Raw genomic sequence first — 14,319 nt, 5'->3', positions numbered from 1 at the left:
TCGACCTGATTCATCAACGCATCCTGGTCAGCGACGGTCTCTTCGATTTCCTGGCTATATGAATCGATATAGGTGTCCATCGCCACCTGCTGGTCAAGATTGATGAGCTTCTGAACGGCGAGTATCTGATCAGTGAGTGTCTCGACGGCTGCAGTCGCCTCGGCATCCAGAGTCTCGGTGGCACGCTCGGCCAGTGTATCCACAATGCCGTGATAATAGATGCTGTAGGCGCCGAAGTAGATTTTCGGCCCTAGATCGAGCATGTCGTGAATCTTGCCGATCCGGGCACGCCTGTCGAAGTACCGTTGGTCGTACTCGCCCTGTCCGAGTTCGATCAGATACTGCTTTTGATCGCGTTTGAGCGCCTGGATCGGCTTTGATGACGAGTCCAAGATGGCGATCGTTTCGTCGTATGTCTGGAGATGCTGGTAGAACTCATCGACTAATCCCTCCGCAATGTCTTCGAACACGTCGGCAACGTCGACGAGGTGTTGGGCGTCTTCGTCAGTAAACTGTGTATACTCTTTACGCCATGCGATTTCATCGGCGTCGATGCCTATTCGGTCGGTCAGGTCTGCCCCAACGACACCTGCTCGTTCCGTTTCGGTTATTTTCATCGACCCCCCTTCTGTGCTCATGGTAAGTCGAATGATACAGTACTATATAAAGTACTATAGAAAAACATATCTAGTTACAACGACTGAGTTGCAGCATCGCATATCTGGTTGTGGATATGTACGTTAATAATGCATCTCGAAGACCTGATTCGGCCAGCAGTAATTCACTCGGGGAAAGAGATCGCATATGCTAATCAGGCATTCTGTACGCTCGTAGGGGCCGACACACCGGCAAACCTGACCGGACGGCCACTCGGCCCGTTCATAATCGAACCCGATCGGACTGTTCTATTTGAATCGTTCGAAGAACTGCGTAACGGCGACGCCGCAACGTTTCGCCATCAACTCACACTTGATTGTACCGACGGGACTGTGTGTGAGACAATCGCTGTGAGTGCGGCTACGGCATGGGACGGAGAGCCCAAGATCCGGACAGTCTTTCTCAATATCTCACAGCCAGACCGAGACACGTCGGCTACCCTTGGAGAAAACGCAATCGATCAGGCACCGGTCGGCATTACCGTTGCAGATGTGACGCTTGATGATGAGCCTCTCACATACGTCAACGACGGCTTCAGGCGTATCACCGGCTATTCTCGAGGCGAGATACTGGGCCAGAACTGCCGGTTCTTACAGGGCGACGCGACACGTGATGAACCGGTTGCGAAGATGCGGGCCGCTATTGATGCCGGACAGTCCGTTACCGTTGAACTCCGAAACTACCGCAAGGACGGCACGGAGTTTTGGAACCGGATAACGCTCTCCCCGGTCGAAAGCGGCGATGGCACCGTAACGCACTATCTCGGTTTTCAGCAGAATATCTCCGAGATGAAAGCCCACGAAAACGAGCTGCTTCTGTTTGAGACGTACGCGGAGCAAGCCGATTCGGTGCTGTTCATCACCGATGCAGATGGTGCCATCCAGTATGTCAATCCAGCGTTTGAGCGCATCACGGGGTATTCAGCCGCGGAAGCGATCGGACAGACTCCTCGAATTCTCAGCTCCGGCAATCAAGATGAGGCGTTCTACGAGGAGTTCTGGGAGACAATTACCGCCGGTGAGACATGGGAAGCCGAAATCGTTAACCAAACAAAGACAGGCGAACGATACGAGACACTCCAACGGGTCACGCCAATCGAGGACGACCGAGGCACGATCCAATACTACGTTGCTTTCGAAAAAGAGATCACACAAAAGCAACTCCGAAGCCAGGTGTTGGACGTACTCAATCGGGTTCTTCGGCATAATGTTCGGAATTCGGTGACGGTAATCGATGGGTATGCCGAGTTGCTCGCATCCGATAGTGATGATGTGGACGTACAGGCGGTTGCAGATAACATTCGCGAGTGGGCAGGTACCCTGGAGTCGATCAGTGAGCGAACGGCGACGATTCGACAACTGATCAGGTTGCTCGATTCGGACGAGGATCCTATCGGGATGCCTCTCAGCAAGACAGCCTCGACCGTCGAACGGTATCGGCGGGAGTACGCCGACGCGGAGATCGACCTGACGATCGGGGACGAAAATTCGTCGGCGATTATGTACGGAGCTATCTTCGAGGTGGCGTTGAAAGAGCTCATAGAGAACGCGATCGAGCATAACGATCAGCCGACGCCGCGGATCGAAATTGCGATCAGGGCTATCGAGGAGAGGAATGTGGCAGTTGTCACGGTCGCCGACAACGGCCCCCGAATTCCACGGGCCACCTGGGAGATAATCAAATCGGGACAGGAAACGCCGATGCGGCACGCAGAAGGCATTGGACTCTGGGTGATATACTGGTCGATCAGTACGCTTGGCGGGACAATCGAGCTCGCATCGAACGATCCTCGGGGGAATAAGATAACGGTGAAATCCCCGTTAGCCGAGTCCTCCGACTGAATGTAGCCGATTACTTTTCCGAGTGTACAACAGTACGCTCACTGTCATCCACCAGTTCAGCGGTGATCAACAGGCATAACCCGACGTGAGGGGTCCATGGATTCTTTGGGGAGATTCAACACAACGCGTGTTCCACGCGGCGAGTTGTCCTCAAGCGTGACTTCGCCCCCGAGCAGTGACACAGCCCAGTAGACGATCCACAACCCGAGGCCAGTTCCATGCTGTAGTGGGGTTTCCTCACCCGATTCGATCGTTTTCTGCTCGTTCTCCGGAATTCCCGGTCCGTTATCGGCAATCACGATTTCCGCCCACTCGCCAGCTCGGTCTTCAATCGATCGGCTAATAACAACCGTAACTTCCGGCGTGGGCTGATCGTTGTGGATGATCGCGTTCTTTAGAATTTCTAATAGTGCCGTTTTCAGCGGACTGCCCCCCCGGGCGTGGATGGAATCGTGTTCGTCGGTGACGAACTCGGCGTCGGGATACGTCTCTGAGACCTCCTCGACGACTTCGGTTACGACCCGTGTTATGTCACAGGTTTCCCCGGCAGGTGACTGATGCTCGAACAGTGACCGCACAGTCCCGGCTTGATCACTCAGATTCGCCAGTGACGAGGCCCGTTTTTCGATCGCTTTCGCCTGTTTTTTGAGGTCTTCATCGTCGATCGCATCCCGGAGCATCGCGGCATTGCCTTCGATGACGTTCGTTCCGTTCCGGAGATTGTGCCGCAAGACGCGATTGAGAACCTCGAGTTGCTGTTGACGCAACCGCCGGGTCGTCACGTCGAGTTCGATAGTGACGAAGTGGGTGATCTCACCACCCCCGTTCGTTATCGGAGAGATTACCTGATCGACGTGGTATAGCTCTCCACTCTTGCGGCGATTAATGAGATTGGCCTCCCACTGATCACCGGCGAGAATCGTCCGCCACATCCGCTCGTAGAACTCGTCGTCCTGTTTGTCCGATTTGAGGATCCCGGGCGTTCGACCGACTGCTTCCGCACTGGTATAGCCCGTCCGTTTTTCGAATGTCGGGTTCACGTACTCGATCGTGCCCTCTCTGTCAGTAATGAAGACGGTGTGGCCTGCGTTCTCGACAGCTTTCTTGAATAGCTGTAAGTCCTGCTCGCGTTCCTTGCGCTCGGAGACATCCTCCTGAAATCCGACGTAGTTGGTGACCGTTCCGGTGTCGTCTCTCACCGGCGCGATGGTGACGCGGTTCCAAAACTGGCTGCCGTCCTTGCGGTAGTTCCGGAGTTCTACGGACACTGGCTGGGCCGTGTCAATCGCTTCCCGCATTTCGGCGACGGGTTCCTCTCGCGTTGCCTCGCCTTGGAGAAACCGACAGTTCCGACCGATCGCTTCCGCCTTCGAGTACCCCGTTAGCGCTTCGAATCCCTCGTTCACATAGACCATCGGGTTGTCCTCTCGGTCGGGATCGGAGATGGAGATCCCGACGGGCGCTTCGCCCATCGCCTGGGACTTCAATTCGAGTTCCTGTTCGTACGCTTTCCGCTCGGTTACGTCCCGTGCGGAGAGGATTATCGGTGATTGTTCGGACTCCTCGAGCGTCGCAGCCGACACCTCCAACTGTCGTTTTTCTCCGTCCTTTGTTTGACACGTGATCCCGTCGGTCGATCCCTGACCGGCCACCTGCACCGTTTCGAGGAGGGACTGAAACCGCTGGCGGTCGTCGGCGTGGGTCACGTCGGTTATTGATTCCGCAAGCAATTCCTCCCGTGTGTATCCCAAGAGACCACACGCCGCCGGGTTACACTCAGTAATCTCACCGCCCGAGGGAGCGACCACGAAGAGCGCGTCGTTTGTCGAATTAAACAGCCGTTGAAACCGGGTTTGGATGTCTTCATACCGGTCTGACAACTCAACCGACTGTTCGTGCCGGGCCAGCAGGTTCCCTACCCGACGAAACAGGGTCAGCCGGTCGATGGGGGCTGACATCACCTCGTCGATAAGCGGTAGCCCCTCACCGTTTTGCTCGGACGGCAGCGGGACCGTCCCCCTCGATCCCTCCTGTTGAATCAGCAATACGGGTGTGAAGGTCGGATGCTCCGCTTTCTTGTGTTCTCGCAGCGCATCGCGATACGTTGGCACCATCTGTTCCCCGACGACGTAACAATCGGCGGTTTGGAGCGTCTCAGCGTCGATGACGTCGTACCGGTCGTCGAGAAACTCTTCGAGCGCGTCCTTATCGCTGTCTCCATGAACTAGGAGTTGTATCGTGTGTCGGTCACTATCCTGGTTGCTCGGCTGGCCGGTCATGGCTGATCTGTCGTCTGGTTGTACCCGCCCTGGATGCGAGACGTTGAAGTGCCCTGCATAATCCCCTGAACGTTATCGAACGGTCCCTCGATGACCAACCCCTCGCCGGACACGATCGAAAAGCGGTGGAACCGGTTGTCGAAATCCCCAAGTCGCTTTTTGATCACTCCGATCGCCCGGTCGAGTTTGCCGTCGACCTCCACATAGGAGAGAAACACGATGTTGTCCGCGATATAGCTGGTGTTCGTACTGGTGGCTTCCGGGATGCCGGTGAGGCGGTCGGACTCGTCCGTGACGATGACCGCAATACCCATGTTCTTGAGTACCCGGGTGAGGCCGTGAAGACGGCGAACGAGCCGCTGATCGTCGCCCTGAAGCGAAACCTTGTAGCCCGAGAGCCCGTCGATGAATATCGCGTCCGGTGCGTGTTCGTCGGCCTGCTTGAGCACGTGCTGACCGAATTCCTCGGCTGAACGCACGAGCGGTTCGGTCTCTGTCAACTGTAGCGATCCCTGCGCTTGCATCTCAGAGATAGGGAGTCCGAGGGTTTCCGAGCGATGGACGAACTGTTCGATGGATTCCTCGAAAAGATAGCCGAGTGCCGTCCCGCCGTGTTCGACGATACCCGAGAGTATCTGTGCGCCGGTGGTCGATTTTCCGATTCCGGTCGGCCCGCTAATGAACGAGACGGTCCCGCGTTCCAGCCCGCCACCGAGGAGGTCGTTGAGGGTGTCGTGGCCGGTCGGGATGAGTTCTGGATCGAACGTTCGGTTGTCGTGTTTCGGGATGACTTGCGGGTAGACTTCGATCCCCTGACTGCGGATTTCAAGCCCGTGGGTGCCGTCCACCTGTCCGAGGCCACGGTGTTTCGGGACGCCGATCCGACGTTCATGATCGTCGAGAAACAGATTTATGACGCCATCACTGAGCGATTCGAAATCGTCGTGCGTGGCCAGAGAAGAGCTTTCTTTGTTGAGTGTCCGGGTGGCGACTGTCGTCACCTGTCGGTCCCGGAGAAACCGGATGAGCGACTGTAACCGCTTCCGGTACTGGTATTGGTCCTGTTCGACGTACTGAAGCTGTGTGATCGGATCAATGAGAATTCGTGACGGGTCGACGTCCTCGATTACCTGCTTGATATCCTTCGTGAACCGCTCGGATTCGACCTCGGTAGCCTCGACAAGGTTGTAGGACTTGTCCTCAGCGAAAAAATCCGTCCCGGGTCCGATGTCGAGAAACTCCGCGTCCTGAATGTCGACACCCAGCTGCGCCGCGTTGATGAGAATATCGTGTCTGGACTCTTCACCGTGGATGTACACGACAGTCTCGTCAGCATCGAGTCCTGCTTGCAAGAAATGCTGACCGAGAAGTGACTTTCCCGTTCCAGAGACGCCCTGGATGAGGTACGTCCGGCCCCGGACGTATCCCCCGTTGAGGAGTTCGTCCAACTCGCGGATACCCGAGGCGACTAATTCGATCTCCTCGACCGGCGTGTCGCGGGAGCCCCCAAGCATAGTATTTCTGTTTTACTGTTCTGGACCGAAGCAAATAACTCCATCGTGGCACAGAACGGGTCTCATCATTTCGACGAGTCTAAAAGCTGTGAAACGCTGGTTCGGCCCAGCGCCACCCCCGTGGCCGCTTGCCACAATCTATTCAAAATACCTCTTTGGCTGTTTGCAGGCCACCATTTGGGAGGGGTTATCGGCTGTTCAATTTGTGAGAATCGCATCGGAGGTGCGTTGTTTTGCTGTAGCAAATGATTACGTGACCGGGGCACACCCCGGATTCGGCCCGTCCCGAATCGATCTATACAGATTCTGGTAGAAACCGTGTGCTGGACACAGAGGACGAAGTCAGCAAACTGAACCGGATATTCACACAGCTATCAGAAGAGATGGAAGATCAAGAGTGTGGTCAGAAGTAGCGGGATTCCGTATTTGAGTCCACTTATCAAATCATCATCAACTAGCTTCCCGATGAGTAACCCGTTACCGATGGACTGAATTATCGATGAATGATACAGCGCAGTCTGAAATGCTGCTATCGGTACTGCTTCGGTTTCACCGGATGTCCCGGCAGTATTCGTGAAGCCATCAAATCCACCTCCCGGGATCTCCGCAACTGCTGGAAAAAACAACTCGTTGAGGACGAGAATCATCGTCAAATAGACCAGTACTCCAATAAAGAAGATGAGCACATACGGTTGCATCGCCTGTTTTCGGTCAAGATCGAGTTGAAACCGTTCCTCGGTATCCCGCGCCGTGATCTCTAATATCGCGGATAGATCCTCGCTCGATTTATCGGCTTCAATAAGTATTTTCATAACCCGTGTCACCCTCGGAACACCTACATCGGTTGCAAATCGATATAAGGCATCATGCACATCCCGATTTGCACGAATATCCGCCTCCAATCGCTCTAAATAGTCGGCCAGTACGCCATCGGATCGCCTCGTAACCAGTGTGATGCAGTCGACGAGCTGTATGCCGTTTTTGTTGGCGCTTGCAAGCGACGATAGCACGTCCGGGAACCGGCGATGCACCGCGGCAATCCGTCGGCGCTCAAACTCGTAGACAATCATAAGCCCACTACTCAAAACTAGCAAAGGGAACACAACGAATACCGTCGTCGTCCAGATCGGTTGCTCCTGATAGACAGCCACAGATGGCGGTGCGACTCCCGAAAGCACGATCACCACCAAACCCAGGACAGCAACCGGAATAGTTACTGCGAACGATCGGAGTGGCCGACGCGTAACCGCTCGAAGCGGGTGTTTGAGAAACTGCGACAGCGATCGCTTCCACGTATTCCGGACATAAGCTTTGTATTCAGGCGTATCTGTGTCTACTCCTGATACCGACTGCTTTTCTTGTCCGGATAGACGAGCCGCAACCGTCGGTTCGTGCTGTGTATCTAGTACATCGACCAACAAAATAAATAAACCAACCCCGGCTGGGATGCCAATATACGTTAGAAAGTTAATGTAGACTACAGTGTTTTCCCCAGCTATTCCGATGATAACCAGGATAATAATGAGCAAGATCGGTCCGACGATGATCAGCGTCACGTACGCTTCCGCAATCGTTCCAAGGGTTTCAAGAAAATTCTCCTGTCGTCGTCTGGCCGAGTCGAGATAACTCTCGCTTTTGTTCTGCAGAAACGTATTGAGATCCCCGCCGGATTGCTGGACGCTCATCAGATCGTCCAGAAGACCCCGAAACGTTTCGCTTGGAGTTAGATTTTTAGCCTCACTAAGTGCGGATAGGAGACCGAAATTGAACCGTTCAACGTCTATCGTGACCCCATGGAATTCAGTAGCAACTTCCCCGAATACGTCTTCTGACTGTGATAATCGTTTCAGGATTGCGGGCAGTTCGACCCCACCTTCCGAAAGAGCGTACATAAAGACGATCGCATGAGGAATCGTCGAATCAATACGACGCCCGCGCTGACTCGCTTTGAACCGAGGATAGTAGTAATACATCGCAAAGACGAGGACACCGCCCCCGAAAGAAACAAAAAATATCATAATAGATATAATAACGGGAAAGGTGACGATCGGCTCTCGAAGAGATTCTACCCGGGTTATTCTGGTCACCGCCAGTGCGAGAACGATCTGTACCGCCAACAATACTAAGATACCGAGAATCGTCCGCCGGATCGCTTGTGATAAGTACTCGTCGTAAGATCGGGTGATACCGGCCTGTGCGAGTACGCGATCAAAATCGCTGAACTGCTCAGGTCGTTTTTTTAATTCCCCCCGGATGTGTCCGTATGCGCTCCGCAATCGCTCTGCTCGGTCTGCGGAGATTGGGGGTTCAGATCGGATCTCTGCCCCAGTATCCGTATTGAGTTCATCATCATGCTCAGAGCTCATGACGGACTGCTATCCGATCTCGATGGGTCAAATTTGCCTGTTCGAATCTGATCTAGTACCTGTTCTTTGTTCCGAGAGAAGCTATAGAAGGCGTCGATAACGTCGTCGTAGTCGGTGATGTCGGACTCGATCAGGTATTCGAGTACCCGTCTTCGGTTTTGCAGTTCCGATAGAAGCTGTTCCTGATCCCACCCTTTGTTATCGGCGATCTCTTGCATCACACGAGATTCATGCAACGAATCGATCGTTTGTTCCATAACGTCGGCTGTAGGGTTCCACTTAAACAGCTCAACGAGTTCAAGCATGTCGCCACTCTCGGTTTCTCGCCTGAGCTCTGAAATATTCAGGTTGCGGCGCTCGCGGCGGCCTTGCTCGCCTATCGAAACTTGCTGTTGCACCGCCATCAGATCAACCGCACTCACCATCTGCTCGGTGATATTAAGCGGATCGCTCGTGAGTCGATTGATCGCGTTTTGAGCCGAACTCGCGTGAAACGTGGTTCCACCGGGATGACCGGTAAAGATCGACTGGAAGAAGGTTCGAACAACGACCGGATCGGTTCTGATCTCACCAACCAGCATATACTCCGGCCGTGCGTGAAGCGCTGATTGTAACAGATCGTACATCGAGATCTCCTCGCGTTTTTCGCTCCCGCTCATATCCCGAGACACGTATGAGGCCCAATTGTCGTGGGGGATCGATATTTCACGTACTTTTTCGATCGAGATAATCTTCCCATCCGGTGGAAGAAACAACGAGACAGCGTTCATACTCGTGGTCTTTCCCGAAGCCGTGGGACCAACAAACATGATAGACATATTGTTCTCGATGGCGAGCCAGAGATAGGCCATCTGATCGAGCGAAAACGTATTGAACTGGATGAGATCAATCGGGGTGAACGGGACTTCTTGGAACTTTCGAATTGTAAAGTTCGAGCCCTGCGGACTAATATCGCTGTCGTACGTCAACTGAATTCGAGATCCATCCGGAAGCGTTCCAGAATCCTGCGGATGAGAGATCGAGAGATGTTTGTCAGCCCGCTGGGCCAAACTCAAAACGAGCGAATCGAGTTTATTTCCGGTGAACTCTAGATTCGTTTCGAGATCACGGTAGTCTTCGTGATACACAAAAACGGGGCGGTCTTCGCCATTACACGAGATGTCCTCGATATGTGGATCCTGCATTAACGGGTCGAGACGGCCGTACCCGATGAAATCGCGCGTGAGGTAGTAGAAAATCTTGTGTAACGACCCGTCTTCAATAGCAGCACCGTGTTCGACAACCAACCGTTCTAGCGTGTCTCTAAAGCGATCAGAGTCGGAAACCGTTGTCAAATCCTCGTTCCGTAGCGCGTACCTGATCGTTTGCTCAAGATCCTGCCGTACATACTGCTCAAAGTCGGACAGAACCGGTTCGAAGAACAGATACCGGCGTTTTTCTTCAGTTTCATCGAACACGATCGTAGTATACGCAAAGGGTTTGCTGGTCCAGTACCCTTCAACCACGTCGAATTCATCTGATAAATCTATATCAAAAAACTTCGATTCGATGAATGAATCAGGGGGTATCCCCGCAAATTCCCGAGTAGTAGCCTCTTCAGTAAAGTAGCGTTTGAGGTCTTCGATAGGTGCTATTTCACCCCGTTCGAATTCCCCCTCGCCAGTCTCAGTTTCGGTTGTGAGTATATTCTCGTCCATGGTTTTACCGATTGCCCCTGTGGTGGATCCCTTCGACAACTGCTGTACACTTACTCAAATAACTGTAGTTCGGATCGTGCCTGGTTGCGGATTTCCATCGAGATTTCGTAGAGATCGTCCTCCGTGAAATTGGTGTCGGGTTCGACAATCTTCCGTTCGATAACGAGACTTTCTCCGTATTTACCGAAAAGGATGTGGTTGAGAGCCTCAAGGATGGGCTCGGAGAGCCAGAACCCTTCCGCGACGAAATTGTCAGCGACCGCGTTCAGTAACTCCTTTTTGTTCCCGCTCTCACCGCTTTGTAACTCCCGTAGTCGATCTCTTTTGTTCTCTATCCGTCGCTCAATAGCATCGTATAACGGGTCCTCTTCGTCTAATTTCGCTAACCGCTCTTCGTTCGTTTCGATCTTTTCCTGTAGGACGCGTTTGAGTTCCGGATCAACCGGCGTGGATCGAGACTCTAGATACTCCTCAGCGAGTGTGATGATCTCATCCTCGTCGACGCTTTGTGAATCGAGATTATCGTTTTCGGTCATGTTTCCGGTCCCTTACTCGGTCTCCTTGACGTCTATTGTCGTTTCAAGGATCTGGATTGTTGTGGGAATATGCTCTGGGTCCGGCTGGAGCGTGACTATGACGGTACTCGAATTCTGCCAACCGATAACGATTATAGCCTCTTCGTAGTTCCGGACGGTAAAACGGAGAAACCCAAGCGGTGAGCGGGCAGTCCCTTCTCCGGTTTCAAAAAAGGCCTCCGCTGCAATGTTCTCAAAAACTTCTTTCTGTGTATCATCCGAAAAGAACTCCTTGACGGAATCCCACGTTTCGCCAGCGTTCTCTTTGACATAAGTTGGGTCAAACTCCATGGAGCGAACATCACCCAGAGCAACTGCCAGGAGAGCGCCTCCGATTTCCTCCTGGAGTGATTCGACCGTATTATCAATATTTTCTGAATTCTTCACGAGTAAACACACCTCATTCCTGTCGTAAGGATTGTGTGGACCGCTTATATCTTTACCCCCGTGTGAGTATGGTCGTTTTTGAACGACCCAATATAGACCCCAGTTTATCCGATTTACTGGCCACGATACTCGATAGTAATGGGACGCAAGACTTGCGCGTTGTATTTTCAACGGCTCAAGAAGCCGTTCAATAGCTCATAAGTACAGGTGAAAAATATATAGATCCTATCAAATATAAATGGTTGCCAGCTAGTAAATCAACTGGTATAAAAAGTATGGTACACCATTCCATGGTATTATTGTCTAATATATAGTTATCCGAGTATGGAAACAGAGAGTAGACCACCTACACATGACGAATATAATCCGGATAAAATAGAGATTCAACTCCAGTGTGACTGCGGTAACTGGATTAAAACGGATACTCGAAGGCAACGAGTCGAGTGCGACTGTGGGAAATTCTTTGCAGTAACCGTTACAGACATATCACTATAGATGGCGCCACACACGGACCGAATCACCGGAATTAAGGCCCGAACGTGGCTGCTAGGCCGAGGGCTTTCCATCCGTAATTGGAAGATAATCCTACGGATCAGACGTGTTTTGTATCCTACAGTGGTTCATGGTAATATATAGGATTTGATAAGAATCGGGTGTGAAATATACGGTTCTATACAACCGGCACCCACGATCTGTTTCGCCCCGTCGACGCTAAATCAGCGTTAGGTCGAACCCGTCTATTGGATATCCGGCAGCCAGTATCCGCTACGGATAGTTATGCCCAGAGTGTCTCTCGGCTACCGTCAACGAGAACCAGCAGAATTTCGGTGCTTCGTCCCTCCCGTATCGGCTTCCTTCCCGGCCCCTTCGGTTCGTATCGTTGTGTCAGGATATCAGTGAGTTTTGAGTTCGACACGCCGGCCATCCGGGTCCCGAATGTACGCCGCCCATGCACGACCGTACGCCCCGTATCGCTTGTAGGGCTCACCTTCCTCTACCTCGATACCGTGCTCGCGGAGGGTCGCTAACAATTCCTCGAGTTCCTCTCGAGACTCCATGTCCTTCGAACGGACGAGCAGACAGATGTGTTCGCCACCGACCTCGATCTCGTCCTCGTCGGTCGGCACAAGGTGAATGTGTCGTCCCCCGGCAACGACCGCGACATACGGCACTTCATCAGCATCGAAGCGTTCTCGATCCCGGACAGGTAGGCCGAGCAGCCCGTGATAGAACTCGAGGGCCTGGTCGAGATCGGTCACCCGAATCGCCATGTGGTCGATATCGACGATATCCATGGCCAGTAATCAGACCGGACGGAGTTAGTCGTTCTGGACGGGTGCCCCTTGCCCTGAGCTATCTGTTCTGACCGATATACGCTTTATATTTTGCACAACAACACCTGAGACAGCAACTCCCGTCCAGCTGTGTGGAGGATATCACTCTGGCTTGTAGTCTTCGTGGATGCGATCCATCCGTGCCCCCATAACAAAGTCGCTCTTGTGGAGGCCATCGATCTTGTGCGTCCACATCTCGACTTTGACCTCACCCCACTGGAGATGGATGTCTGGATGGTGCCATTCTTCTTCGGCAAGCTCGCCGATTTCGTACGTGAACTCCAGTGCGTCACGAAAATCTTCGAACGGGTACGTACCCTCAAGATGATGATCGTCAATAACAGTCCACACGTCGCTATCGAGTTCGCCCAAATACTCCGCATACTCCGATTCAGTAAGTGGCTCATCCTCGGAAGTGCACGCTTTACACTCTTGATCTGCGAGCGACTGGGACATATTTGCTTGTAAGCGCTTTCTCATATTAAAACCATGTCTAAGCAAACAAGTAAAAGATAAAGTATCTTATATACAGATTCACCGCTCACTACCGGCGGCTGAGGCCCGGAGCAATATATAATCAAAGTACCGTTCCAATTATAATTAATGAAATCTTTTTCAGTTACGTAGTCTCGTTTTTCGGGCGCAACCTTTTGTTATTCCGCACAAAACAAAAATTGATGAGTTCTGAACAAAACCACTTACAGGAGACCGATACCGAGGCCCGTTTCGAGTTCAAGAAGGAGGAGTCGTCCGCTTTCGAGGCCGAAAAGGGCCTTACCGAGGAGACGATCCGCGTCATCTCGGAGGACAAAGACGAACCCGAGTGGATGCTCGAGCGGCGCCTCCGCGCGCTCAGACAGTTCCAGGAGATGCCGATGCCGACCGACTGGCCCGGTCAGCCGGACCTCTCGGAGGTCGAAATCGACGAGATCGTCCCGTATATCCGCCCCGACATCGAAACGCGTGGCGGCGCCGAAAACTGGGAAGATCTCCCCGAGGAAATCCAGGATACTTTCGACAAACTGGGGATCCCGGAAGCCGAGAAGAACGCGCTGTCGGGCGTCGGCGCCCAGTACGAATCGGAGATCGTCTATCAGAACATGCAGGAACGCTGGGAGGAAAAAGGCGTCATCTTCTGTGACATGGACAAAGCCGTCCAGGAGCACGAAGAACTCGTCCGGGAGTACTTCATGACCAAGTGTGTCCCGCCGAGCGACAACAAATTCGCCGCGCTGCACGGCGCGATCTGGTCGGGCGGCTCGTTCGTCTACGTTCCCGAGGACACGACGGTCGACATGCCGGTCCAGGCGTACTTCCGGATGAACAGCGAGGGGATGGGGCAGTTCGAACACACGCTCATCATCGCCGAAGAGAACTCCGAGGTCCACTACATCGAGGGCTGTTCGGCCCCGAAGTACTCGGCGTTCAACCTGCACTCCGGCGGCGTGGAAGTGTTCGTCAAAGAAAACGCCCACGTTCAGTATTCGACAGTGCAGAACTGGTCGAAAAACACCTACAATCTCAACACCAAACGCGCCATCGCCGAGAAGGACGCCACCATGGAGTGGGTTTCGGGATCGATGGGATCGAAAGCGACGATGCTGTACCCCTCGACGATTCTGAAGGGCCCGGGTGCGACGGACAACCACATCACCATCGCCTTCGCCGG

General features: G+C 53.2%; 11 protein-coding genes. 2 read left to right on the top strand and 9 right to left on the bottom strand.

Annotated elements, in window-relative coordinates; genetic code table 11:
• On the bottom strand, positions 1-638 hold a 638-nt coding region (locus tag KM295_RS14575), incomplete at its 3' end, for a protoglobin domain-containing protein (protein WP_256030725.1).
• A gap of 108 nt (positions 639-746) precedes the next feature.
• On the opposite strand from KM295_RS14575, the gene KM295_RS14570 reads away from it, so the two are divergent.
• Positions 747-2,498, top strand: a complete 1,752-nt coding sequence (locus KM295_RS14570; protein WP_256030723.1) for a PAS domain-containing protein — start codon at positions 747-749, stop codon at positions 2,496-2,498.
• A gap of 56 nt (positions 2,499-2,554) precedes the next feature.
• Here the strand turns inward: KM295_RS14570 and KM295_RS14565 are convergent, their stop codons facing one another.
• The 8 genes from KM295_RS14565 to KM295_RS14530 form a co-directional block, all read right to left on the bottom strand.
• On the bottom strand, positions 2,555-4,777 hold the full coding sequence (locus tag KM295_RS14565; protein WP_256030722.1) for a PAS domain S-box protein: 2,223 nt from the start codon (positions 4,775-4,777) through the stop codon (positions 2,555-2,557).
• Positions 4,774-6,291, bottom strand: coding sequence for an ATPase domain-containing protein (locus KM295_RS14560; protein WP_256030721.1), 1,518 nt, complete (start codon positions 6,289-6,291; stop codon positions 4,774-4,776). The genes KM295_RS14565 and KM295_RS14560 overlap by 4 nt, the downstream gene beginning before the upstream one ends.
• A 374-nt stretch (positions 6,292-6,665) precedes the next feature.
• On the bottom strand, positions 6,666-8,657 hold the full coding sequence (locus KM295_RS14555; RefSeq protein WP_256030720.1) for a type II secretion system F family protein: 1,992 nt from the start codon (positions 8,655-8,657) through the stop codon (positions 6,666-6,668).
• Positions 8,654-10,354: a type II/IV secretion system ATPase subunit gene (locus tag KM295_RS14550; protein WP_256030719.1), complete on the bottom strand. Its 1,701-nt coding sequence runs from the start codon at positions 10,352-10,354 to the stop codon at positions 8,654-8,656. Before KM295_RS14550 ends, KM295_RS14555 begins: the two co-directional genes overlap by 4 nt.
• A 50-nt stretch (positions 10,355-10,404) precedes the next feature.
• The gene (locus KM295_RS14545) at positions 10,405-10,890 is read right to left on the bottom strand and encodes a hypothetical protein (protein WP_256030718.1); all 486 of its coding nucleotides are present in this window, start codon (positions 10,888-10,890) and stop codon (positions 10,405-10,407) included.
• Between the two features lie 12 nt (positions 10,891-10,902).
• Entirely contained in the window at positions 10,903-11,316 is a 414-nt protein-coding gene (locus KM295_RS14540) for a hypothetical protein (RefSeq protein WP_256030717.1), read from the bottom strand.
• 893 nt (positions 11,317-12,209) lie between these two features.
• Positions 12,210-12,611 carry a VOC family protein gene (locus tag KM295_RS14535; protein ID WP_256030716.1) on the bottom strand — a complete coding sequence of 134 codons (402 nt, stop codon included), beginning with the start codon at positions 12,609-12,611 and terminating at the stop codon, positions 12,210-12,212.
• A 141-nt stretch (positions 12,612-12,752) separates the two neighbouring features.
• Positions 12,753-13,106: a 4a-hydroxytetrahydrobiopterin dehydratase gene (locus KM295_RS14530; RefSeq protein ID WP_256030714.1), complete on the bottom strand. Its 354-nt coding sequence runs from the start codon at positions 13,104-13,106 to the stop codon at positions 12,753-12,755.
• A gap of 221 nt (positions 13,107-13,327) precedes the next feature.
• Here KM295_RS14530 and sufB point away from each other — a divergent pair.
• A partial coding sequence (gene sufB / locus KM295_RS14525; RefSeq protein ID WP_256030713.1) for a Fe-S cluster assembly protein SufB occupies positions 13,328-14,319 on the top strand: 992 nt, incomplete at its 3' end.

It is taken from the genome of Natronomonas aquatica (assembly GCF_024449025.1).
In the GTDB taxonomy this organism is placed as follows: Archaea; Halobacteriota; Halobacteria; order Halobacteriales; family Haloarculaceae; genus Natronomonas; species Natronomonas aquatica.
Note: the sequence above shows the minus strand (reverse complement) of the source record. Positions and strands in the feature narration are given on the sequence as shown.